Origin of the sequence: Klebsiella sp. K5-45 (assembly GCF_030128605.1) — a bacterium.
In the GTDB taxonomy this organism is placed as follows: Bacteria; Pseudomonadota; Gammaproteobacteria; order Enterobacterales; family Enterobacteriaceae; genus Klebsiella; species Klebsiella quasipneumoniae.
In genome coordinates this window covers 36720-60005 of the sequence record NZ_JAKUZW010000018.1, presented here as the reverse complement: position 1 = coordinate 60005, position 23286 = coordinate 36720, and the positions used below count along the sequence as shown (strand labels likewise).

At 54.1% G+C, this 23286-nt stretch carries 26 protein-coding genes and 1 pseudogene; 9 read left to right on the top strand and 18 right to left on the bottom strand.

All coding sequences use genetic code 11. The features are described 5' to 3' along the window. Positions 1 to 227: 227 nt before the first annotated feature. From MKS11_RS25285 to hutU, 6 genes are all read right to left on the bottom strand, one after another. Positions 228 to 710, bottom strand: coding sequence for a GNAT family N-acetyltransferase (locus MKS11_RS25285; RefSeq protein ID WP_075253142.1), 483 nt, complete (start codon positions 708 to 710; stop codon positions 228 to 230). Beyond that, the gene (locus MKS11_RS25280) at positions 698 to 964 is read right to left on the bottom strand and encodes a DUF1778 domain-containing protein (protein WP_003026799.1); all 267 of its coding nucleotides are present in this window, start codon (positions 962 to 964) and stop codon (positions 698 to 700) included. The genes MKS11_RS25285 and MKS11_RS25280 overlap by 13 nt, the downstream gene beginning before the upstream one ends. A gap of 1111 nt (positions 965 to 2075) precedes the next feature. Next, entirely contained in the window at positions 2076 to 2885 is an 810-nt protein-coding gene (hutG, locus tag MKS11_RS25275; RefSeq protein WP_023329017.1) for an N-formylglutamate deformylase, read from the bottom strand. Further along, a complete protein-coding gene (hutI, locus tag MKS11_RS25270; RefSeq protein ID WP_023329016.1) occupies positions 2878 to 4086 on the bottom strand; it encodes an imidazolonepropionase in 1209 nt (402 codons plus the stop codon). The genes hutG and hutI overlap by 8 nt, the downstream gene beginning before the upstream one ends. A gap of 11 nt (positions 4087 to 4097) precedes the next feature. After that, positions 4098 to 5492 (bottom strand): cytosine permease, encoded by a 1395-nt coding sequence (locus tag MKS11_RS25265; RefSeq protein WP_104458978.1) that lies wholly within the window; start codon positions 5490 to 5492, stop codon positions 4098 to 4100. A gap of 52 nt (positions 5493 to 5544) precedes the next feature. Then, on the bottom strand, positions 5545 to 7221 hold the full coding sequence (gene hutU / locus MKS11_RS25260; protein ID WP_104458979.1) for a urocanate hydratase: 1677 nt from the start codon (positions 7219 to 7221) through the stop codon (positions 5545 to 5547). A 507-nt stretch (positions 7222 to 7728) separates the two neighbouring features. Between hutU and MKS11_RS25255 the strand changes: the two genes are divergently transcribed. From MKS11_RS25255 to hutH, 5 genes are read left to right on the top strand one after another with little or no spacing between them, the layout of a single operon-like run. Continuing rightward, a complete protein-coding gene (locus MKS11_RS25255; RefSeq protein ID WP_104458980.1) occupies positions 7729 to 8826 on the top strand; it encodes an ABC transporter ATP-binding protein in 1098 nt (365 codons plus the stop codon). Continuing rightward, entirely contained in the window at positions 8823 to 9467 is a 645-nt protein-coding gene (locus MKS11_RS25250; protein ID WP_004848024.1) for an ABC transporter permease, read from the top strand. The genes MKS11_RS25255 and MKS11_RS25250 overlap by 4 nt, the downstream gene beginning before the upstream one ends. Before the next feature lie 2 nt (positions 9468 to 9469). Continuing rightward, a complete protein-coding gene (locus MKS11_RS25245; RefSeq protein WP_014228066.1) occupies positions 9470 to 10150 on the top strand; it encodes an ABC transporter permease in 681 nt (226 codons plus the stop codon). A 30-nt stretch (positions 10151 to 10180) separates the two neighbouring features. Further along, complete coding sequence (locus tag MKS11_RS25240) at positions 10181 to 11056, top strand: ABC transporter substrate-binding protein (RefSeq protein WP_032439658.1); 876 nt, start codon at positions 10181 to 10183, stop codon at positions 11054 to 11056. A 10-nt stretch (positions 11057 to 11066) separates the two neighbouring features. After that, positions 11067 to 12599, top strand: coding sequence for a histidine ammonia-lyase (hutH, locus tag MKS11_RS25235; RefSeq protein WP_057072327.1), 1533 nt, complete (start codon positions 11067 to 11069; stop codon positions 12597 to 12599). A 33-nt stretch (positions 12600 to 12632) separates the two neighbouring features. On the opposite strand, the gene MKS11_RS25230 is transcribed toward hutH, so the two are convergent. Then, positions 12633 to 13190 (bottom strand): HutD family protein, encoded by a 558-nt coding sequence (locus MKS11_RS25230; RefSeq protein WP_023329012.1) that lies wholly within the window; start codon positions 13188 to 13190, stop codon positions 12633 to 12635. Then, a complete protein-coding gene (gene hutC, locus MKS11_RS25225) occupies positions 13187 to 13948 on the bottom strand; it encodes a histidine utilization repressor (RefSeq protein WP_104458982.1) in 762 nt (253 codons plus the stop codon). Before hutC ends, MKS11_RS25230 begins: the two co-directional genes overlap by 4 nt. 102 nt (positions 13949 to 14050) lie before the next feature. Here hutC and MKS11_RS25220 point away from each other — a divergent pair, with 102 nt between their 5' ends. Next, a complete protein-coding gene (locus MKS11_RS25220) occupies positions 14051 to 15418 on the top strand; it encodes a formimidoylglutamate deiminase (protein ID WP_241506243.1) in 1368 nt (455 codons plus the stop codon). 104 nt (positions 15419 to 15522) lie between these two features. Here the strand turns inward: MKS11_RS25220 and MKS11_RS25215 are convergent, their stop codons facing one another. The 5 genes from MKS11_RS25215 to MKS11_RS25195 all read right to left on the bottom strand — a co-directional run bounded on the left by MKS11_RS25215 (position 15523) and on the right by MKS11_RS25195 (position 18214). Continuing rightward, complete coding sequence (locus MKS11_RS25215; protein ID WP_284109755.1) at positions 15523 to 16491, bottom strand: IS5 family transposase; 969 nt, start codon at positions 16489 to 16491, stop codon at positions 15523 to 15525. A gap of 107 nt (positions 16492 to 16598) precedes the next feature. Continuing rightward, entirely contained in the window at positions 16599 to 16802 is a 204-nt protein-coding gene (locus tag MKS11_RS25210) for an HHA domain-containing protein (protein WP_004150739.1), read from the bottom strand. 60 nt (positions 16803 to 16862) lie between these two features. Next, complete coding sequence (locus MKS11_RS25205; RefSeq protein ID WP_004213594.1) at positions 16863 to 17357, bottom strand: hypothetical protein; 495 nt, start codon at positions 17355 to 17357, stop codon at positions 16863 to 16865. A gap of 30 nt (positions 17358 to 17387) precedes the next feature. Then, positions 17388 to 17954, bottom strand: a complete 567-nt coding sequence (locus MKS11_RS25200; protein WP_009310052.1) for a hypothetical protein — start codon at positions 17952 to 17954, stop codon at positions 17388 to 17390. Further along, positions 17951 to 18214 carry a hypothetical protein gene (locus MKS11_RS25195; protein ID WP_009310051.1) on the bottom strand — a complete coding sequence of 88 codons (264 nt, stop codon included), beginning with the start codon at positions 18212 to 18214 and terminating at the stop codon, positions 17951 to 17953. Before MKS11_RS25195 ends, MKS11_RS25200 begins: the two co-directional genes overlap by 4 nt. Positions 18215 to 18527: 313 nt before the next feature. On the opposite strand from MKS11_RS25195, the gene MKS11_RS25190 reads away from it, so the two are divergent. The 3 genes and pseudogenes from MKS11_RS25190 (at position 18528) to MKS11_RS25185 (ending at position 18991) form a co-directional block, all read left to right on the top strand. Then, a complete protein-coding gene (locus tag MKS11_RS25190; protein ID WP_104458971.1) occupies positions 18528 to 18707 on the top strand; it encodes a type II toxin-antitoxin system ParD family antitoxin in 180 nt (59 codons plus the stop codon). Continuing rightward, entirely contained in the window at positions 18673 to 18792 is a 120-nt protein-coding gene (locus MKS11_RS27625; protein WP_009654306.1) for a type II toxin-antitoxin system RelE/ParE family toxin, read from the top strand. The genes MKS11_RS25190 and MKS11_RS27625 overlap by 35 nt, the downstream gene beginning before the upstream one ends. A gap of 36 nt (positions 18793 to 18828) precedes the next feature. Further along, positions 18829 to 18991, top strand: a pseudogene (locus tag MKS11_RS25185) (type II toxin-antitoxin system RelE/ParE family toxin). A 179-nt stretch (positions 18992 to 19170) separates the two neighbouring features. Here MKS11_RS25185 and MKS11_RS25180 read toward each other — a convergent pair. The 5 genes from MKS11_RS25180 to pcoC form a co-directional block, all read right to left on the bottom strand. Continuing rightward, the gene (locus tag MKS11_RS25180) at positions 19171 to 19605 is read right to left on the bottom strand and encodes a hypothetical protein (RefSeq protein ID WP_004118347.1); all 435 of its coding nucleotides are present in this window, start codon (positions 19603 to 19605) and stop codon (positions 19171 to 19173) included. 215 nt (positions 19606 to 19820) lie between these two features. Next, positions 19821 to 21221: a copper resistance membrane spanning protein PcoS gene (pcoS, locus tag MKS11_RS25175; RefSeq protein ID WP_002436614.1), complete on the bottom strand. Its 1401-nt coding sequence runs from the start codon at positions 21219 to 21221 to the stop codon at positions 19821 to 19823. Beyond that, on the bottom strand, positions 21218 to 21898 hold the full coding sequence (gene pcoR, locus MKS11_RS25170) for a copper response regulator transcription factor PcoR (protein WP_001188930.1): 681 nt from the start codon (positions 21896 to 21898) through the stop codon (positions 21218 to 21220). The genes pcoS and pcoR overlap by 4 nt, the downstream gene beginning before the upstream one ends. A gap of 54 nt (positions 21899 to 21952) precedes the next feature. Continuing rightward, positions 21953 to 22831, bottom strand: a complete 879-nt coding sequence (gene pcoD / locus MKS11_RS25165; protein ID WP_080821469.1) for a copper resistance inner membrane protein PcoD — start codon at positions 22829 to 22831, stop codon at positions 21953 to 21955. Positions 22832 to 22886: 55 nt separating this feature from the next. After that, positions 22887 to 23267 (bottom strand): copper resistance system metallochaperone PcoC, encoded by a 381-nt coding sequence (pcoC, locus tag MKS11_RS25160; protein WP_099729061.1) that lies wholly within the window; start codon positions 23265 to 23267, stop codon positions 22887 to 22889. Between the last annotated feature and the right edge of the window lie 19 nt (positions 23268 to 23286).

The following is a 23286-nucleotide window of genomic DNA, read 5'->3' as shown; positions in this document are numbered from 1 at the left end:
GTAAAGTTCTTTGTCTGTCATAGTCACCAACATAAGATCGCGGTCCTGTGCTGAGCAAAATGAAGGCTTAGCGTACACGACGCGTGTGAATTGTGCTGAGACGACAATAACGCTTTGTGCTGACAATCAAAGTGCGCATAACAAAGATTATGTTAAATAATGAAATAAATAATATGATAATCAATATATTATGTCGGTATCAGTCACCTCCCCACTCCAGTAACTAGTCATGGAAGTTTAAGGAACAGAGTCCGCTCATGAGTTTGCGATGCCTTAAATCCATGGTGAGCATAGAAACCTTTGGCTTCTTCAGTAAGCGCGTGAACCATTATCGCACGAACGCCAATATTCTCAGCTACGCGATAACAGCGTAGAACCGCATCGTGAAGTAAATCGGCGCCAACCCCTTTTCCGTGCAATGAAACATCTACCGCCAGGCGAGCGAGTATAATCACCGGTATAGGATCTGGCATGTTACGCCGAAGACTGCCTGTTGCTTCCGTATGGTTAACGCTACCGGTGGCCAAAGAATAAAAACCAGCTACTTGCTTCGTACCCGTCTTGCAAACAACGAAAGTTCGTGCAGCGCCAAGAGCTTGATTTTTTAAACCTCTCTGTTTTAACCATTCATCGAGTACCGTTTCCCCACTGACGAACTCTGCCAGTTGATGGGCGCTGGATAACGGCTCGGGCGCAGTTATACATCCCACTGAGGTTTCCTTGCCAGTAGTTTATTAATGGCAGGCTCATCCTCGACTGGTGCATCGAGCATATCGATGAACTCTGCATACTGTTCGTCGTTAAAATTGAAAACACGACGATCAAGGATCACGTTCTCCGCAGCCTTGCAGGCCATCTCAAGAATGAAGTCGGTTCGCGATTTATGAAGGATTTCTGCAGCGGCATCGATGAGTGCCCTCTGAGACTCTTTAGCTCTTAGGTTGAGTTGAACATCTGATTTCATACACACCTCTCTTGTATAGCAATTGATATACAAGAATAACACAACACGAATGTATAGCAAATGATATACACATCAAAGTGCCAGCAACGCATTTAATGTTAAATATCAGTTACTTGCATCAATAAACTTCTGATGAAAACCATCCGCAGGACGCTGATCCCGCGGCCAAAGTGAAGTCCTCCGTCGGTCTCCACTATTATCGCTACCGGGTAAGCCGTCAGGCATGGCCCGGTTTAAAAAGATACGCTGACAGTTCGGCAGCGGTGATATCAAACTCGAATTGCTCTATTAATTCTGCCAGTTTTTTTCCGGCCGTTTCACAGTCAATCTGATTCAGCAAAATCTGGATAGCGACCAGTTTAAGCTGCGGAGTAAGATGTTCCAGCCGCGCCCAGCGTGGCTTTGACCTCAGTGTTTTTCCAGAACGTCAGCTTTGCTGTTTATTCGCCGTGCAAGCCATCAGTACTTTATCAAGCGCTCCTACCAGCCAGTCGATATCCTCTGTCTGGAACGCCATCGGCGGGCGTAGCCCAGCCGTTTTGTTTTCTCCGCGATAGCCACATCCGGAGCGGGCGTGATACTGGCTTTACTGGGATGGAAGCTTCTGGGTCTGATGATGATACCGGTTTTACTGGTCTGTCTGGTTTCCACCTGGCAGTACAGCCTGGCGATGAGAAAAGCAAACGGGACCGCCTCACGTCCTGCAGAAGACGGTTCATGAACCCCGCTAAGTCCTGGTATTGTGAAAAGCCTCTTTCCGCAAGGAAGGGGGCGGGTCAGGTAGTTCAGGTAACATCGTGGCCGATGATAATATGTCTCTTAGCCCGCGCCCGTTGTAACTGACTGACATTCAATTCCAGACCTTATCCGTGAAGCACTTATAAATTGCAATGGCCCGCAGGTGAAAACAAAGCTACGCCATACCACCTGCTTGACTTCTTCTGAAAAGAGGGAGAATGCGGGCAGTTAGCGTAACCCCCTTATATCCTCGTCTTTCAGGGCGGGGATAACGCTATGCGATCGTTGTGTCAGCACTTTCCCTTTCTTATCGCCTTCGGCTGTTTTACAGGCTTTTCGGGTACCTGTGTCTTCGGCTTTTCAATATACGAGTTCACATTCCGGGCTCGCCGTACTGATCTCGTCCCCACTGCAACGCAGTATTAATCAACCTCTCCAGCAGTTGTTGCGCCTGCTGCCCTTTCTCCGGAAGATAAGCAAAGCTCTTCTCATCCATATAGCAGCACTGGGCCATTTCTAGCTGAACAGCATGAATATGGTTGACGGGATCGCCATAGTGACGGGTGATATATCCGCCTTTAAAGCGGCCATTGAGTATCCGGCTATACTGCGGGAACGCATTGCAGCTTGCCAGCAGCGCCTGGCTGAGCTGCGTCGAACAACTGGCGCCGTCCGCCGTACCAAAGTTCAGATCCGGCAGGCGCCCTTCAAACAAGCGCGGCACCACGGATTTGATCGAGTGCGCATCCCACAACAGCGCATAGCCAAATTTCTCACGCAGGCGTGCCAGTTCAGCGGCAAGCGCCTGGTGATAAGGCAGCCAGACCTGTTTTAGTATCGCGTCCTTCGCCGCCGCGTCAGGCGCACCGCCCGACACGAACAGGGCTTCGCCGTCAAAAAAGATATCGGTAAACAGCCCGGTTGTCGCCGTGCTGTAAAGCGGTTTATCATCCGCCGGGCGATTGATATCCACCACATAGCGGGAATAGCGGGCGCATAACGTGCTGGCCCCCATGTCCGCGATGGTCTGATAGAGCAAGGGAATATGCCAGTCGGTATCTTCCAGACGCTTCGCCCTCGGCGTGAGCCCCTGGGCGACTTCGGGTGTTAATAACGTTCCCGGGTGGGGCATACTGACCAGAAGCGGCAGGTTCCCCTGCTGCAAATCAAACGCCTTAATCACAATAAACCTCCTTACCTTGATAAATCACCTGTTTCGAAAGGGAGCCTCCCAGCCAGTAGCTTAGCTCCGCCGGATGAGCGATATCCCACGCCACGAAGCTGGCCTCTTTTCCGGCTTCCAGAGAACCGCAAACTGTATCCAGCCCCAGCGCCTTCGCGCCGTTAAGCGTCACGCCAGCCAACGCCTCTTCCGGCGTCATGCGGAATAGCGTACAGGCCATATTCATCATCAGACGCAGGGACAACACCGGCGAGGTGCCGGGATTTAAATCGCTGGCGAGGGCAATCGGCACCCGGTACTGACGCAGCAGATCCAGCGGCGGTAGCTGTTTCTCACGCAGGAAGTAATAGGCGCCCGGCAGCAGCACCGCTGCCGTCCCATGGCGTGCCATTGCGGCGATATCTTCTTCGCACAAATATTCCAGATGATCCGCCGACAGCGCATGGTAGCGAGCGGCCAACGCCGCCCCATGCTGTAGCGTTAGCTGTTCAGCATGGAGCTTCACTGGCAGCCCTAGTTCCCGGGCCTTCTGAAAGACCCGCTCCACCTGCGAGGGCGAAAATGCCAGGTGTTCGCAGAACGCATCCACCGCATCCACCAGCCCTTCCTGATGCAGTTCCGGCAGTAGTCGTTCGCAAATATAGTCAATCCAGGCATCTGCCCGCTCCTGATACTCGACGGGCACCGCATGGGCCGCCAGGCAGGTACTGCGCACGGTCAGCGGCAATATGTCGCCTAAACGGCGGATCACCCGCAGCATTTTACGTTCGTTAGCCAGATCCAGGCCGTAGCCGGATTTGATCTCCAGCGCCGTTACGCCGTCCCGGCACAGCTCCCGGATACGCTGCCGCGCGCTCTCCAGCAACTGGCTTTCGCTGGCCTGTCGCGTGGCGTTGACTGTACTGGCGATCCCGCCGCCGCCAGCCGCGATCTCCGCATAGCTCGCCCCGTTGAGACGTATTTCAAATTCCCGGGCCCGGTCGCCGCCAAACACCGCGTGGCTATGACAATCCACCAGTCCCGGCGTGACCACCCTGCCCTGCAAATCCATCCGCTGCGCAACGGGTAAGTCCGGCAATTCTGCCCGGTTCCCGACCCATAACAGCACTGCGCCGTCGGTCAGCATCGCGCCATCGTCAAGCAACTGATAATGCCCTGCGGCCATGGTGGCGATCCGGCAGTGGTGCCAAAGGGTATACATGACGCTCTCCTTTAACGACTGATGGCGGCGCCAGCCGCCGCTGCGGACTGCGCTTTGCGCAGGACATAGTAGAGCCCCGCCGGTAGCGCCAGCCCAATGAGCCAGGAGATGTCGATACCGCCCAGCATCTTCACGAATGGGCCGGAATAGAATCCACTATCAATAAACGGCGTCTGTACCGCCACTCCAACGAGATAAACCCCGAGCCCCGTCACATTCCACGCCCGATATTTCCCGTTCGGATCGTTCAGCGCCTCCATGTCTATCGCCTGATGGTTGAAGAAATAGTAATCCACCAGGTTAATCGCGCTCCACGGTGTAAAGAAAGTCAACAGGAACAACAGGAAGGATTTAAAAGCCGACAGGAAAGAGTGTTGCCCGATAATCGCGATAGCGGTCGCCAGGGTAATAATCATCGCCAGCACCAGCAGACGTACCGACTGGCTTACGCGCACTCGCTGCTTCCCGCAGCTGTACACCGTCGCCAGGCACATCAGGCTGCCGTAGGCATTCAGGGTATTGATCGTCAGTTTACCAAACGCGATGCTCAGATATAACAGCGTGGCAATCGCGCCGGTGCCGCCCAGGCCGACGATATAGTCCACCTCATGACCGACCAGTTTTCCCTGCGAGAGAGCGGCAGCCAGCACCCCGACGGTCATCGCGATTTGCGCGCCAATCACCGAACCGCTCCCGACGGCGAAAAAGACCTTCCCGGGAGAGGTGCTGCGCGGCAGATAGCGGGAATAATCGGCAACATAGGGGCCAAAGGTGATCTGCCAGGAAGCCGCAAGGCCGGTGGCGGTTAAAAACGTACTCCAGCTAAAGGGTCGGATACTCAGCAGGTTGCCAATAGCCGGAAAGGAACTGATTTTCCACAGCAGGTAGATAAACGCGATAATCCCCACCAGGCTCGCCAGCTTACCCAACAGGTGGATCAACCGATAGCCGACATAGGCGATAACCAGCGTGGCGGCAGCAAAAAGCAGAATGCCGCTGGTTTCCGTAGTATGGAAAACCGCTGAGATCGCCTGGCCGGACAGCACCGCCCCGGTGGCGATAAAGCCAAGGTACATCAGGCAGACCAGCAGAATCGGCAGGCAGGCGCCGTAGACGCCGAACTGTACCCGGCTGCTGATCATCTGTGGTATCCCCAGCTGCGGCCCTTGCGCGGCATGCAATGCCATCACAATCCCACCGGCAATCTGCCCCAGCATAAGACCGGCCAGCGACCAGAAAACATTCCCGCCGAATACAATAGTTAATGCGCCAGTGACCATGGCGGTGATTTGCAGGTTAGCCCCCAGCCACAGGGTGAACTGGCTAAAAATGCTACCGTGGCGTTCACCGTCAGGGATGGGTTCAATAGAACGTGTTTCGATGTATGTTGTGTTGTTATTTTTCATGGCAGCACTCCGGTGAGGCGAAGGGGATACATTGCCCCCTTCGCCGGAGAAATTAGTCCGCAATCATTGGCAAGTTGAGTCCTTGCTCTCTGGCGCATTCAATCGCGATGTCATAACCCGCATCCGCATGGCGCATCACACCGGTGGCCGGGTCGTTGCTCAGCACCCGGGCGATGCGCTCCGCCGCTTCATCGCTGCCGTCGCATACAATGACGACGCCGGAGTGCTGGGAGAAACCCATCCCTACGCCGCCGCCATGGTGCAGGGAAACCCAGGTCGCGCCACTGGCGGTATTCAGCAGCGCGTTCAGCAACGGCCAGTCGGAGACCGCATCGGAGCCGTCCTGCATCGCTTCCGTTTCGCGGTTAGGGCTGGCAACGGAGCCGGAGTCAAGATGATCGCGGCCGATCACGATCGGTGCCGACAGCTCGCCGCTGCGGACCATTTCGTTAAACGCCAGGCCCAGCCGGGCGCGCTGTCCCAGGCCGACCCAGCAGATCCGGGCCGGCAGCCCCTGGAAGCTGATGCGCTCTCTGGCCATATCCAGCCAGTGGTGGAGGTGTTCATCATCGGGTATTAGCGCTTTAACTTTCGCGTCGGTGCGGTAGATATCCTGCGGATCGCCGGAAAGCGCCGCCCAGCGGAATGGGCCAATCCCCCGGCAGAACAGCGGACGAATATAGGCGGGAACAAAGCCTGGGAAGTCAAAAGCGTTTTCCACCCCCATCTCTTTCGCCATCTGGCGGATGTTGTTGCCGTAATCGAAGGTGGGAATGCCCTGCTGCCTGAAGGCGAGAATGGCTTTAACGTGTTCGGCCATTGAGGCTTTCGCCGCGTGGATCGTCTCCACCGGGTGGGACTGCGCGCGAGCGCGGTAGTCTTCCCAGCTCATGCCCAGCGGCAGATAACCGTTGAGGGGATCGTGTGCGCTGGTCTGGTCGGTCACCATATCCGGGCGCACGCCGCGTCTTACCAGCTCCGGTAAAATTTCCGCCGCGTTGCCATGCAGCGCGATGGATACCGCTTCTCCTTTTGCGGTATAGCGGGCGATGCGGGCCAGGGCGTCATCCAGATCGCTGGCCTGCTCATCGACATAGCGGGTACGCAGACGAAAGTCGATACGCGACTGCTGGCATTCAATATTCAGCGAACAGGCTCCCGCCAGGGTTGCGGCCAGCGGCTGGGCGCCGCCCATTCCCCCCAGACCCGCAGTCAGCACCCAGCGTCCGCGCAGGCTACCGTTATAGTGCTGGCGCCCGGCTTCCACAAACGTTTCGTAAGTGCCCTGAACAATGCCCTGGCTGCCGATGTAGATCCATGAGCCGGCCGTCATTTGCCCGTACATCGCCAGACCTTGTGCATCAAGCTCGTTGAAGTGCTCCCAGTTTGCCCAGTGCGGTACGAGGTTGGAGTTGGCGATCAGCACCCGCGGGGCATTGTCGTGGGTTTTGAAAACCCCCACCGGTTTACCGGACTGGATCAACAGCGTTTCATCATCATTGAGCTGCTTCAGGGTCTCAACGATCTTGTCGTAGCATTCCCAGTTGCGGGCCGCCCGGCCAATACCGCCGTACACCACCAGCTCTTTTGGATTTTCGGCGACATCAGGATCCAGGTTGTTCATCAGCATGCGCAGCGGCGCCTCTGTGAACCAACTTTTTGCGTTCAGCTTAGTGCCTCGCGGGGCTCTGATTTCAACATCGCGAAAACGGGTTGCTTGTTTACTCATGCGCTTTACCTTCTTATCCGTTACCTGCCATATGTTAATTAATTGTTAGTTTTGTTATTTGCATTTTAATTGTATATACATGATAAGCATATTGGATGCCAGGTTAGAAATTAATTTATAAAACCAATAAAATTCAACAAATTAACATAAAAACAGAAGGACATGCTGCGCTATACACTCGTGAACACACCGTGATGATGGGCCATTTTGGTGCAAAAATACAGCTCTCTGCCTTATTTTTGTGCACTAAAACATCACAAAAAGATAACACTAGTGCATTTTCTATCTCGTCATAACTTCTTATCTCGCCATAGACGGCAGTACCAGATAACGCAAACACACTATAAGCGATTGTTTTAAAATAACTAAATAACCATCTTATTGCGTATCCCTCTGGCAGTGGCACAAGTTTTGCTAGTTGTACATACAAGATTATACATAGCAGCATTTTGTCGCGTGACTCCCCTGCATTCGGGAACACCACACACAACAATCAGAGGCGTGAAGATGATTACCTTCCAGAATGTGACTAAGCACTACGACAACGGTTCGGTCGTAGTAGATGGCCTTAGCCTGGTAGCGCCGGGTGGCAAAATTACGGTATTTGTCGGCCCTTCGGGCTGTGGAAAAACCACCTCATTGCGGATGATTAACCGGTTAGTGGAACCGTCATCGGGCCGAATCCTGCTTAACGGCGAAGCCACCGAGCAAATGGATATCGTGCAACTGCGCCGCCGTATTGGCTATGTCATTCAAAATGCAGGTTTATTCCCTCACAAAAACATTATCGACAACATTGCCACCACCGCGATTCTCAACGGCGCCGCCAAAAGTAAAGCCAGAGCCAGAGCCGGGGAATTACTGGAAGTCGTCGGTCTGGATCCGCAAATCGCCAAACGCTTCCCCTGGCAGCTTTCCGGAGGCCAGCAGCAGCGCGTGGGCGTTGCCCGCGCCCTGGCGGCAGACCCGGAGTTTATGTTGATGGACGAACCGTTCAGCGCGGTCGACCCGGTGGTCCGCGAACAGCTGCAGGAAGAGTTTTTGCGTATTCAGAAAGAGGTGAGCAAAACCATCATTATGGTCACTCACGATATTGATGAAGCCATGAAGCTCGGCGACCTGGTCGCGGTACTTAAACCTGGCGGCAAGCTGGCGCAGATGGCCTCCCCAGGCGAACTGCTCAATACGCCGCAAAACGCCTTTGTGGCGGACTTTATCGGCAAAGACAGAGGCTATCGCAAACTGAGTTTCCACGCCGCCGACACAGAAACCGGGTTACGCAACGAGCCCTATGCCGAGCTGGACTGTTCCTTCGAGCAGGCCAAAGAGATGGCCATCGACCGCTGGCTGCTGGTTACCCAAAACGGCAAAGCGTTTGGCTGGTTCGACACCCATCAGCCGGCAACAGCAATTACCCACGACAACATCAATCTGGGGGCGACGTTCCACCAGCATGGGAGCCCGTTGCGCCATTTGCTGGACGCTGCGCTGAGCTCGCCCAACCACCGGGCCGTGATCGTCGATGAACGGCAAATCCCGCAGGGGACCATCCACCTCGATCAAGTACTCGACATGTGTAAATCCACGCGCCAGGAGGGAGCATGAGATTCGATTGGCTATGGGCGCAGAGCGATAAAATCTTCAACCTGTTTCTCTGGCACAGCTATCTCGCAATTGTGCCGGTAGTGATAGGGTTAATTCTGGCGATCCCTGTCGGCTGGGGTATTCACCACCTGCCATCGGTCAAGTCGGCGATCGTTAACCTGTTTGGCCTACTCTATACCATTCCGTCACTGGCGCTGTTTGTGCTGCTGCCCCCGCTGCTCCACACGCAGATTCTGGACCCCATTAATGTTGTGGTCGCACTGACCATCTACAGCTTTGCGCTACTGGTTCGCACCGTCTGCGACGGGCTGGACTCCGTATCGGCCGATACCCGTCAGTCCGCGGCAGCGCTCGGGTATAAACCCGCTCAGCAGTTTTTCCAGATCGACCTGCCGCTGGCCGTGCCGGTGATTGGTTCCGGCCTGCGCGTTGCCGTGGTGTCTAACGTCAGTATCGTTTCCGTCGCGGCATTAATCGGCGCACCGCAGCTCGGCTCGCTGTTTACCCTGGGCTTCCAGCTGCAATTTCTGACGCCCATCATCGCCGGGATCGCGCTCAGCATCATTCTGGCGCTGCTGCTGGATATGCTGGTGGTTTACGCCACTCGTCAACTCAGCCGCTGGCAACCTCAGAGAGGATAATTATGCTTACCTGGTTTATGGATCCCATCCACTGGTTTGGTGAGGGCGGCATTTTCCCCCTTCTGGCGCAGCACATCAGCTATAGCGCTGTCGCTCTGGCGATCGCCTTTATCATCGCGTTTCCCGTCGGCTGCTACACCGGCCATACCGGTAAAGGGGAAGGCCTGCTCATCGGTACCACCAACGCCCTGCGCTCCCTGCCCTCATTTGGGCTGATTATTCTGCTGGTGATTTTACTTTCCGGCGAGTTTGAGTCCGATATGGCCTTTATTCTGCCCTGTATTCTGGTGCTGGTGGCGCTGGCGCTCCCGCCGATTGCGCTGGGTGTGCATGCGGGTATTCGCGCGCTCGATCCCTATGTCCTTGATGCCGCTCGCGGCATGGGGATGACGCGGCTGCAGATCCTGCTACAGGTGGAGTTGCCCTGCGCGCTTCCGCTGATCCTCTCCGGCGTGCGCAGCGCCACGTTGCAGATTATTTCCACCGCCACCATCGCAGCCTATGTCTCGCTGGGGGGATTCGGACGTCTGATTATTGACGGACGCGCGGCGAACGATTTCAGCCAGATGATCGCCGGCGCCATGCTGGTGGCGCTACTGGCTTTACTGATCGACTGCTTGTTCTCTTTCTCGCAAAAAATAGTCGTTTCACCCGGTATTACCCGGCGTATTAAAAACCCATAACCTCATTCCACTGCTCAAAAGGATACCTCAATGAATATGAAAAAACGTATTTTGACGCTGTGTTCAGCGCTGCTGCTGTCGGCGACCTCATCGGCCTGGGCCGCGCCGAAAGTCATTGTCGGTTCTGCAGACTTCCCGGAAAGCCAACTGCTGGGCACCATTTATGCGGGTGCGTTAGAAGCGCAAAACATCCCGGTGGAGAAAAAGCTGAACATCGGCAGCCGCGAAGTGTATATCCCGGCGCTGCTGGACGGCTCCATCACGCTGATCCCGGAATACAGCGGCGCGCTGTTGAGCTATCTGGATGCGAAAAATGCGGCACACGGTAGTGAGGACGTCGCCAGAGAGCTGGCCGCTAAGCTGCCGGAGAAAGTTAAAATGCTGCAGATCTCCCAGGCTCAGGATATCGACGTTCTGGCCGTGACGCAGAAAACCGCCGATAAATATAAACTGAAAACCATCGCCGATTTACAGCCTGTTGCCAGCCAGCTGGTGCTGGGCGGCCCGGCGGAATGGAAAACCCGCCATGAGGGGCTCTCCGGCCTGCGCGACGTGTACGGGCTGAACTTTAAGAGTTTTAAAGTACTGGACGTCGGCGGGCCGCTGACGCTCAGCGCCATGAAAAATAACCAGGTCCAGGTCGCCGATCTGCTTTCAACCTCGCCAGCAATCAAAAAAGATCGCCTTGTCGTGCTGGAAGACACAAAACATCTGTTCGCGGCGCAAAATATTGTGCCAATCGTCGCCAGTGAAGCGCTGAATGACGCCGTGACCACCACGCTGAATAAAGTTTCTGCTCAGCTAACGACTGAAGATCTGATCGACATGAACGAGAAAATTGCCGAATTTGTCAACATCGACGATATCGCGCATCAGTGGCTGGTAAAACACGGATTTAGCCAATAAGGTCGCAGACATGACAACTCCTCTGAACGGCAGCATTACCCTCGGGCGGGCACCGGGTACTGTGGATGAGATAGTGCGGATTGCCGACGGCGCGCCGATCGCGCTGGAGAAGGCCGCGCTGGATAATATGGCGCGGGTCAGCAGCCGTATTCAGCGCGCTATTGAACAAGGCCAGGTAATCTACGGGCTGACGACCGGCGTCGGCGATCTGGTCACCACCCGGCTTTCCCCGGACAGGATGACGGATACTCAGCTGAATATGCTGCGCAGCCACGCCTGCGGAGTCGGTCCGGACCTGACGGTGCGTGAAGTGCGGGCCATGATGGCGGTGACGTTAAAATCCCTGCTGCAGGGATACAGCGGCGTTACCCCGGCGCTGGCGCAGCGTATCGCCGATATGTTGAACCGTCAGGTCACGCCGTGGTCACCCGCCGGCGGCTCCGTCGGTTACCTGATTGCCACAGCCCATATCGGCCTTGCGGTCTTCGGCGAAGGCAAATGCTGGTATCAGGGAGAACTGCTGCCGGCGCAACAGGCGCTGACGCGGGCGGGTATCCCGCCCTATGTTCCCGGCCCCAGAGAGGGTCACGCGTTGGTCGGCGGCACCTATGAGATCACCGCGCTGGGCTGCCTGGCCGTGGCGGATTTCCAGCGTCTGCTCCCCGTCGCCGATATGGCGGGCGGGATGTGCCTCGAGGCCATGCGGGGCAATACGCGCGGCTACGATGCCCGCCTGCACGCCCTGCGCCCTCATCCCGGACAGCAGGAAACCGCGCAAAACCTGCGCCGCCTGCTGAAAGGCAGCAAGATCCTGGCGCGTTATCGCGACCACCGGGTTCAGGACGCGCTTAGTTTACGCTGTATCCCCCAGATCCACGGCGCGGTGCGCGACCAGCTGGCCCACTGTCGGCAGATTATGACCATCGAACTCAATTCGGTGACCGATAACCCGCTGTTTCTGGTAGAAGAAGACAGGCTTATCGTGATGCCAGGGGGCAACGGTCACGGTGCGCCAACGGCGCTGGCGCTGGATGCGCTGGCCGTTGCCATTGCCCAGTTGAGCACCGCTTCCCAGGCCCGTTGCGACCGAATAACCAATACGCATCTCAGCGGGCTGCCGGCCTTTCTTATCTCGCCGGATTCGGGGTACTCCGGGATGATGATCCCACCCTACGTCGCCGCTGCGCTGGCGGGCGATAACCGCAGTCTGGCCGGCCCGGCCAGTATCCACACGGTATCCACCTGCGCCGGTCAGGAAGATCATGTCAGCATGGGGGTTGCCGCCGCACGCAAAGCGCTTAAGGCGGTAGAAAACGCCGTAGACATCGTCGCCATCGAACTGCTGTGCGCCTGTCAGGCGCTGGAGTTCCATCGCCCGCTGCGTGCCGCCGTGGGCAGCGAGGCGACGCTGGAGAGAGTGCGTCAGGCGGTGCCGTTCCGGGATAAAGATACGCTGCTCTACCCCGATATACATGCGCTACGCGCCCTGATTCATCAGGGCGAACTCAGCGCGATGCTGCAGGCATTGTGCGAAGAGGAGTGACAACAGGCGCCGCAGAAGGAGCCTGCGGCGTGATTAAAGGGGAATCAGCGTGATGCGGGCCAGACGCGCGCCCGGAGAGTCCTGGATAACCAGCGCCACCGCTTCATCCACCAGCAGGCTGTCGTAATGTTCCAGTAAATAGCGTTGGTCGCCGACGCTCACCCGCAACGCGGGCCCGGCATTAAACAATATCCGCAGTCCGCCCTGATGCGACCACGTCCCCGCCCCGCACCAGCTCACCGTAGCCCGCATAGCGGCTTCCCGGTAAATCACATTAAAATCCAGCAGCGGGCCGCCGACAATCTCACAGGATACGCCGCTCGCGCCGTTAAACCCCAGCGCCTGGAAAGGCGTAATCAATGCGCTGCGCTGCCCATCGATTGTCAGGTACATCCCGCCGCCTTCCAGCACGCTGATATTGCGCAGGTAGCCGGGAAATGCGGAGAACGGACCAGGCTGGCGAATGGTCGCCAGGGAAATACGCCAGTCATATTCCCCCGCTTCCGGATAGCGGGCCACTTCGCGCGTCACGCCCTGGCCGTTTTTCCAGGGCATTTCCGTATACAACCCGGCAGGGAGCAGACGGATCATTTGCGCATGCTCCCTTCCAGGCGGTAACGCGGACCGGGATAGACCAGGCGCACGCTGGTGACGATTTTCTTCTCCTGACGGCCGGTCCACGTCCGACGATTGACCTGCAGACAAGGCGTATGTTCATCAATTTCCAGGTAAACACACTCGGCCCGCGTGACGTTGACCGCTTCAATAACGTGTTCGCCTTCAACAATCGGCGCAATTGAGGAGAGATAGGCGTTCGGCGTGATACGTGTAAAATCCTGCTGCAGGTAGTCAGGCACAACCTGCATATTCACCAGTCGGTCTTCCAGCATAACCGGTACGCCATTTTCATAATGGCAAATCAGCGAATGGTACAGACCGCAACCCTGTTGCATGCCAAAGCTGAACGCCTGCTGGGCATCGGCTTCGATTTCCGTCAGTCTGAAGACTCTGGCGTGGTGGCGATGGCCACGGCTGGCGATTTCGTCAGCGATATTGTTAATGTCCAGCAGCGCCGACTGGCCGCGGATTTCGGCGACAAAAGTACCGACCCCCTGCATCCGCACCAGCAAGCCCTCCGCGGTCAGTTCTCGCAACGCGCGGTTAATCGTCATTCTGCTATAGCCAAACTGCGTGACCAGCTCGCTTTCAGAAGGAACACGGTAATTCGCGGGCCATGCCCCGCTGTGGATCTTGGTTTTGATCATGGCCTTTACCCTTTCATAAAAGGGGGCGGGATGTTCAAGTAACTCATCCATGGAATCCGAATTTGACAGGTTGTTACGCGCCATTAACCATTCCTCATATGCTGACGTTGTCAGTTTACTCTATGACCTGTTAGATGTATATATATGTACATGTATATACATTAACACTGATAATAAGGTGGTAAAATGGCAGTCTGGTTGGCAGAAAAAGCGCTGTTGCCTGATGGCTGGGCAAATAATGTCGGCATAACCGTGTCCGAAGAAGGCATCATAACCGCGCTGGAAAAGAACTCAGCGCCGAATCCGCAGGCGACGCGCATCAAAGGGGTCGTCGTGCCGGGTATGCCGAACCTGCACTCCCATGCCTTCCAGCGGGCGATGGCCGGGTTAACGGAGGTGGCGGGAAACCCGTCGGATAGCTTCTGGACCTGGCGGGATCTGATGTACAGGCTGGTAGATAAAATTACGCCAGAACAGCTGGAAACCATCGCCAGCTATCTGTACATCGAAATGCTCAAAGCCGGGTACACCTCGGTCGCCGAATTCCACTATCTGCATCACAGCAGCAGCGGCGCGCCTTATGAAGAGCAGACGGAATTAGCGCTGCGTATCGCCAGCGCGGCGAAACATACCGGCATCGGCCTGACGCTGCTGCCCGTCCTCTACAGTTACGCCGGGTTTGGCGCGCAGCCGCCCTCCGTTGGACAGCGCCGCTTTATCAACGATAGCGACAGCTACCTGAATATGTACGAGTCGCTCACATCGCGGCTGGCCAGCGAGCCAATGCAGCGTACCGGTCTGTGCTTCCACTCATTACGGGCCGTTACGCCGGAGCAGATTGGCGCCATTCTGGCCTGCCATCCTGGCCAGCAGCCGATTCATATTCATATTGCTGAACAGCAAAAAGAGGTTGATGACTGCCAGGCCTGGTCCGGCGAGCGCCCGGTGGAGTGGCTGTACAACCATCTTCCCGTGGATTCGCGCTGGTGCCTGATCCACGCCACTCATCTGACGCCTCAGGAAACGATGAAGATCGCCACATCCGGTGCGGTGGCCGGCCTGTGCCTGACCACCGAAGCCAATCTCGGCGATGGCATATTCCCTGGCCCACAATATCTGGAGCATAACGGCGTCTGGGGAATAGGTTCCGACAGCCATATTAGCGTCAGCGTCAGCGAGGATTTACGCTGGTTCGAATACGGGCAGCGCCTGGTAGCCCAGCGACGCAACCGGCTCATCGTCCCAGGCGAGCCTCACGTCGGCAACGTGCTGTATCAAGGGGCACTACGAGGCGGCGCCAGAGCGCTGGGCCAAAACATTGGCCAGCTAAGTGTAGGATATCGGGCCGATCTTGTCGTATTGGATAGCCAGAATCCCTTTATCGCCAGCGCAGAAGACCAGATGTTGCTCAACCGCTGGATCTTCGCCTGCTCATCTAATCCCATTACCGCGGTGATGACTGGCGGACGCTGGGTGATTGAGGATGGGCATCACCATAAAGAAGAATCTGTCTCTCAGGCATTTATTCAGGTAATGAAAGATCTTGCAGCCTGATATTGACCAAAGCGGTTCACCGACGGTGAACCGCTTTGGTTTCAGATGGGCTTTGTTGAATAAATCAGATTTCGGGTAAGTCTCCCCCGTAGCGGGTTGTGTTTTCAGGCAATACGCACGCTTTCAGGCATACCTGCTTTCGTCATTTTGTTCAGCGCTCGTACCAGGGCCATAGCCTCCGCAACCTGACCATCGTAGTCACGCAGCGTCAGTGAACCCCCGAACAGCTGTTTTACCCGGTACATCGCCGTTTCCGCTATCGAGCGACGGTTGTAATCTGTTGTCCATTTCCACCGCGCATTACTCCCGGTCATTCGCTGATTAGCCACTGCACGGTTACGGTCTGCATATTCACCGGGCCAGTAACCCGCACCTTTTCGGGGAGGGATAAGCGCGCTGATTTTCTTACGCCGCAGTTCATCGTGACAGAGCCGGGTGTCGTAAGCGCCGTCTGCCGATGCTGCCCTGATTTTTCTGTGAGTCTGCCGGATAAGACCCGGGAAGGCTTCTGAGTCCGTCACATTGTTCAGCGACAGGTCTGCACAGATGATTTCATGTGTTTTGCTGTCAACTGCCAGATGCAACTTTCGCCATATACGACGGCGTTCTTTGCCGTGTTTTTTGACTTTCCATTCGCCTTCACCAAAGACCTTCAGCCCGGTGGAATCAATCACCAGATGCGCGATTTCACCTCGGGTGAACGTTTTGAAACTGACATTAACCGACTTTGCGCGCTTGCTGACACTGGTGTAATCCGGGCAGCGCAACGGAAGATTCATCAGTGTAAAAATGGAATAAATAAAACCCTGTGCAGCCCGCAGGGTCAACCTGAACACGCGTTTAATGACCAGAACGGTGGTGATGGCGAGATCATAATAGCGCTGAGGTCTTCCCCGTGATGAAGGCGTTGCCGACTCATACCAGGCCTGAATAGGTTCATCATCCAGCCAGAAAGTTATGGAGCCACGGTTGATGAGGGCTTTATTGTAGGTGGGCCAGTTGGTGATTTTGAACTTTTGCTTTGCTACGGAACGGTCTGCGTTGTCGGGAAGATGCGTGATCTGATCCTTCAACTCAGCAAAAGTTCGATTTATTCAACAAAGCCTCCAATCAGTTCAAATATCATATTCATGATTGCGCTCCAGGTGAGATAACTGCGAACAGACTGATGCCGGCTGTATTATTTAACATATTTCCAGACGCCTGCAGGTATTTTGTCATAAAACTTCCCCATTGCCATTTCCGCCAGCCGGTGATCAACCGCAGCATTGAAATGCTCAAGCTCATCATCTGACAGAGAATATTTATTTTTTTCTATTACCCTTTCCAGGGTTTCCTTCGATGTACAGCGCCGTAGTCGTAAAATCCATTCCTGTTTGGTCATTAGTTTTTTATATCCTGAGGCTTCCATGGTATTTAATTTTACAAATAACGCAAATTTCTTTCAGGCGTTATGGCCCGTGCCGTTCTGCGTAAGATAATCACTGATGCTCAGACCGGACAAGCGTATGTTATCCGAAATCTCCCTGAACTGCTCCTCCCATCCGTCCTGCAGCTCCCTGATTGCCGCGATCTGGAAAGCAACACTGAAAGGCGTTCTGCCCAGTTTCTCGGAAAGCCAGAACAGATGCTTGCCAATCTCTTCGTCCGGTACCGAATCGAGCGCATCACTCAGTAAGGTTTTTTCGTCTTCCTGCCAGGGATGACCGGCTCGCGGAAAACGCGGATCAGGCTGGCGGTCTTTTTTCTCCCTTTTTTCCCGTCTGGCAACGGTCGGCGCATCGCCTTTTTTCAAGCCGACGCGCGCTTTCATGGCGCCGATAGCGGCGACGGCCAGTACCAGCGTTTCACGCTCCTGGCGCGTGAGCAGGCTGTCCTCGCAAATCAGGGTGTTCAGGTTATCGATCAGCTTATTCAGCCCGGGTTCAGTGACTTTCATTTTATGCTCATGTTCCTTGTGTGGTGGCGATCAGTCCCGGCTCTCATTCACCTGGACGGTGACCGGCAGGCCTGCATCAAAACAGGTCTGATACCAGCTGGCCACCTGCAGGGGATCGCCCTCTTTTATCCGGCGTATGCCGCCGGCATCCGTCAGCTGCAGACAGGTGGTACCGTCCAGACGGATCACGTAGGCCGCTTCCCTGATGGTGTAATGGCCGTCATCCAGCTGCAACTCCACCGCGTCACCGGCAGCCGTCTGGCGTAACGGCAGACGCCGGACGTCTGTCAGTCGTTGTCGTGCCGTTTCAGCCTCGCGTTCTGCCTGGAAGAGCGGTTCTGCAATGCCGCGACCGGCCTCCGTCAGCTCGACGGCCAGCTGCAGGTTCGGGGCGCGCAGGGTGCGCAGCCAGCCCGCGGCTTCCATGCGCCGGCAGGAGGCGCGCAGGTTCGGCCCGTACACCGGGGCGTCCCCGCCCTGCTCCAGCACCCGCTCGATATCCCGCGTCGCCACCGGGCCCGGCCGTTTCGCATCGAGGGCGGCCAGCACAATCAGCACCCGCCGCTGCAGCGGCGATGGTCGGCGCGCCTGAGTCATTGCTTGTCCGCCTCCGGCCAGATGAGTTGTCTGAGGCGCAGGTGATCGGCGTCTATGAGCTCTTGTCTCTTTATGGCATTCACTGAGGCATAGCCATTTATGGCCAGTTCATACCAATAGCTCAGCACGGCACCGGCCTTGGCTGACTCGCTGATGTAAATCGCGCCCTGGCTGTCCAGATTGCATTCACGGATACGCTCTTCCGCTATCCGGGTCAGCTGCTCATAGCTGAGTGAAAAATTCACTTCTTTCTCATCCATCCTGCTCGCTCCGTCTGAACATGTCCGGTTAGGTTAAAAATCATATCATGTATGATTTCTTACTAATAATTCAAATATCATATCAGATATTGTTATGTGTTTAATGCTAAATATCACATTCAGTATGATTTTATGTTTTTGGTTTAATTATCATATCCTTTGCGCGTTTCCCGCCGCGCAGATCCGGTTTCTGGCTAAGTCGGATCTCCAGACTGCAGCAGGGCTGTTTTGAAAAAATGCCGGAGATGGAAGCAGCGTAGTAAGCTGATTTAATGATGTAAGAATAAATCTTACATTAAGATATGGAGGGGTTATGGCTCGTATGATGACGGTGGACGTGGGTGATGAGCTGCATGAAAAGCAGGCTGAATCCAGACTTCAGGAACTGCGCGATCTGCTGGCCGAAGGGATCAGCAGCGGCGAGGCGAAACCATGGAACAAGAATGCATTCCTGAGGAATGTCAGGGCCAGGGTGGCAAATGAAAGAGATTGAGCTGACACCCAAAGCAGAAGAGGATCTGGAGGCCATCTGGGACTTCAGCTTCAGACAGATCGGGGTTGTTCAGGCGGATGCATAGATCGGTCGTATAGCTGCAGTATTTGATGTGCTGGCCATGCATGATATCGGCACGCATTGTGCAGAGCTGGGAGACGATATCTGCACACTGCCGGTAGAACCGGCATACGATCTATTTTGTATCATCACATTCTATGGTTACGGTCATTCGTATTCTCAGCCAGTCTCAGGATACGGCGCGACATGCACCCTGGAGATGACCGGGGAACAGGATTCTCAAACAATATAAGTTAATTGTGAGGTCGACATGACCAAAAAAAACATTGTGTATGGACTCTTTCATTATTATTCATTTCGCTTATAAAAAAAACGCTCCCGGACGGGAGCGTAAGCCAGTGACTTCGGCGTCAAATGAGGGTCTGACAAGTGGAGCTGCGGGTTAATTCTGGGTGATCTGGCTGCGATGCTTTTCCGCCTGTTGCTGATGAATAACGGAAGACTGGCCATTATTCGCCTTCTCATGCACAACAGCGGCTTTCTCATGCTCGCTCATTTCGGAAAATGGCTTAGCAGTTTCTTGGGTGTTCTCAGGTTTGGCTTTCATCATTTTTTTATGCATTTCAGCCATGTCCTGATGGGCGGCAGAATTGCCGTTTTGCATCATTTCATGGGACATTGCGGCCTGATCGTGACCGCTCATATCCATCATTTTCATGCTCTCCCCCTGAACTGCACTTTTTTCAGCGGATGATTGCATCTGATGGGCAGGCGCCTGGGCATTATTTACCTGGTCATGCATGTTCATTGTCTCTGCAGCCCAGGCAGATGAAGCGACAGCCATCATGGCAATAAAGGATACAAGGATCTTTTTCATGGTTGGGTCTCCGGTGTTTTCATACCCGAACAATCAATGCTTATAACAGAGAAAGCATTTGATCTCAGGGCTGGTTGATCATCACGCCAGGAACCGGGCGATTGAATTATCACGCTGTCCTGATTTATGGCTGATTATAAAAAACCGCCTCTGTTTATCGCGTGACTGAACGATGACATTTTTGTCACCTTCCGGGTTTCTCCTGAATAACGGTATTAATCCATTAACAGACGCACACTGAACACAATTTCCCGCCCCTGCTGTTCTGCTGACAGCTCGCCGCCGTGAGCATGAATGATCGACCTTGTAATTGATAATCCCAGCCCCGCGCCTTCCGTGTTGTAGAACCTTGATGAGTCTGCGCGATAGAACCGGTCAAACAAACGTTCCAGATTAGCGGGAACCTGGCCGGACATCGTATTCGTAATCATCACGTTCACACAGTCACTGTCACGCTCAAGGTGTATCGCTGTACAGGTGTTATCGGGAGAATACTTGATTGCATTGGAAAGCAGGTTACTGAAAGCACGTCGGAGCATATCGCTGTCTCCGGCAACAACGCCCTCTCCTTCAACCGTGATTGTCTTTCCTGTTTCGTCTGCCAGGGGCTCGAACAACTCACGTAATTCATTCAGTTCGGCTGCCAGATCCACATCATGTTTATCCAGCCGCAGCAGACCATGCTCTGAACGTGCCAGAAAAAGCATGTCACTGGTCATTCGTGACAACCTTTTCAGTTCTTCCAGGTTAGCGAATAAAATTTCGCGGTAATGCGAAACATCCCTTTCCTTAGCCAGTGCAAACTGCGTCTGCATCATCAGATTACTGACTGGTGTGCGCAGCTCATGCGCGATGTCAGACGAGAAATCTGACAGTTTCCGGAATGCCCCCTCCAGGCGATCAAACATATTATTGAACTCCTGCATGGTCTCAGAGATTTCCGGCGGAGCCAGATCGGGATTTAGACGCTGATCCAGGCTGTGTACGGTCATGGAGGAAGCCAGACTGGTCATTTCCCGTAGCGGTTTCAGACCAATACGTGTGGTCAGCCAGCCCAGAAAAACAGAAATAAAGACCAGACCGATATTGAACCAGAACAGCCAGGTACTGAGTTTGTCCATAAACAGGGTGTGATACCCAGTATCCGTGGCAACCGTAATGATGACATGTTTGCTTTTACCCTGTTCCGGCGTCACGGCAACCCGCCGCGAGATACTGCGGTACACGGTGTTATTTTCTTCCGTCTGGATCATATAGTCGAGAATATCACCCGACTTATTAAGCAGGACCGCTGGAACAACAGAATTTTTGGCATAGAGTTCAACAATTTTTTCATTTTCCATGTTTTTTATAGAAATGAATAAGCCATTGTGCCCCACCATCGCATCGTTTATTTTTTCTGATAATGACTTAATATCCGTTTTGTTCCTGAACGTCTCTGTTTTAAGAAACTCTTCGGTGAGCTGAAGTTTACCTGTCAGAAAATCGCGGTCCTGATTATCGAAATAGCCATTCAGGGTGCTAATCAGGATAAAACTTGATAACCACCATACCGTAAGCATCACCGCAGAAAAAATCAGGCTCAGGCGTGTGGTCAGGGAAATTTTGAACCTCACTCTTCTCTGATCTCCAGGACATATCCGGCACCGCGAACGGTATGGATCAGTTTTGGCTCAAAGTCATCATCAATTTTACTTCTCAGACGTCTCACGGCGACATCAATCACATTCGTATCACTGTCAAAATTCATGTTCCAGACCAGGGACGAGATAAGACTCCTGGGTAACACTTCTCCGGTGCGTTGCAGCAGCAACTCAAGCAGAACGTATTCTTTACCGGTGAGATGGATCTTCTTCCCCGAACGGATCACGGTCCGGCGCACCATATCAACGGTCATATCGGCGATGGTGCAGACTGTTGCGGCCTGCGAGCGTGCCCGGCGCAGTAGGGTTCTTACACGTGCAACCAGCTCCGTAAAATCAAAGGGCTTAATCAGGTAGTCATCTGCGCCAAGCTCCAGTCCTTTCACTTTGTCCCGCACGTTGTCCTTTGCGGTTAAAAACAGGACCGGTTCTTCGTGCCCGGACTCCCTCAGTGCGCTGATGATTTGCCACCCGTCGAGGAAAGGCAGCATCACGTCCAGTATTATCAAATCATACTGTCCCTTCGACGCGGCCCCGAGACCATCGCGGCCATTATTAAAGAGATCGGCCTGATAGCCTTCCTCAACCAGTCCCTGCTGCAGGTAACGACCTGTTTTTTGTTCGTCTTCAACGATTAAAATACGCTGCATGGTCAACTCGCTGATATGAAAGTAAAAATCTCACGCATGAGCTTTGGCTGTCCCCTAGCTGATCTGAGACGGAGCAAGCATTCCAAGCCACGCTACGGCGCCCAGAATGATAATCGCAACAACGAATTCTGTCAGGATGCTGTTTCGCATCAGGGCAACGCTGCGATCATAATTCCCTTCCCTGACCATAACTTCAAGCCGGGGACCCAGGTGAAACCGGTTTGCTGCAGCCAGAAGAAGCATCAGAACAAACAGAGCCGTCTTGGCAAGCAATATCCTCCCCCAGGAACTGTTGAATAAGGGAGTTAAGTTACCCTCAGCAATATACAGATAGTTGACCAGCGCACTCAGGATCAGGGCTACAACAATCACCGTTCCTGCCGTGGCAAATTTTGCCAGGGAGTCAGATATCACAATGACGCTCTGTGCATTATGCTCGTTTCTGCGCATCAGCAGGATAGCAAATGCAACCAGAGCACCTGTCCAGGCACCTGCAGCGCCGAGATGGGTCAGATCGCTCAGTAAATGGAGATAGTAATGCAGACCGTCATGCATAACGGCGTGTCCTCCCCAGGCAAGTGTAGCCAGCGCCACGCCCCCACTCATCGTCATCAGCAGGCAGGACAATACTCTCTTATTAGTGTAAAGGAACAAAGCACCGAGTGTGGTAAACAGGGCACAGAGCCTGACAATCCAGCTAATACCCACATCAGTTTCTTCTATCACCATCTCGATAACATGGATGGATAATTCTCTGAGGTCAGTTACTCCACTCATGGCATTAGATACCAGGAGCATATTAATGCCAGTAAGAATGATGCCTGTAACAACAGCAAAGGTTATAAACGACCTGAAATTAGTCAGGTTATAGGTTTCATGTCTGACACCGCTTATTCCATATATCTGAAAAAATGGCAATCCAAATATTACCATCAAATCCAGATAAAGAAGAAAACGAATAACAATCATAATCAGGTCGTTCATAATATTACTTCACTGTAAAGGTGTAATTACCGGTAATAGGGTGCGTATCTGAAGAAACCGCGCGCCAGTCAACACGATAAGTGCCAGAGGGTAAAGGCTCTCGCGGAATAATGACCATCGATTTAGGGTCAGCGCCTGGCGCCACTTTTGCCGCGACCGGCATCGGAGAATGTGATGACATGCCTTTCATACCCGTCATCGTTAATTTTGCACCTGAGAATTTCACGGTCAGATTTTCCGAGAAATTAAGCTGAATCTTTTCCGGGGCCGCTACGGCTGAATCAGCCTGTGGCACAGAGCTTTTTAATTCCGGATGGGCCATAGCAGAGAAAGCAACGCCCATAACGAGGCCACCTGTAAGAATGGCTTTATTTAAAATCGACATTTTATTTACCTGTTTAGTT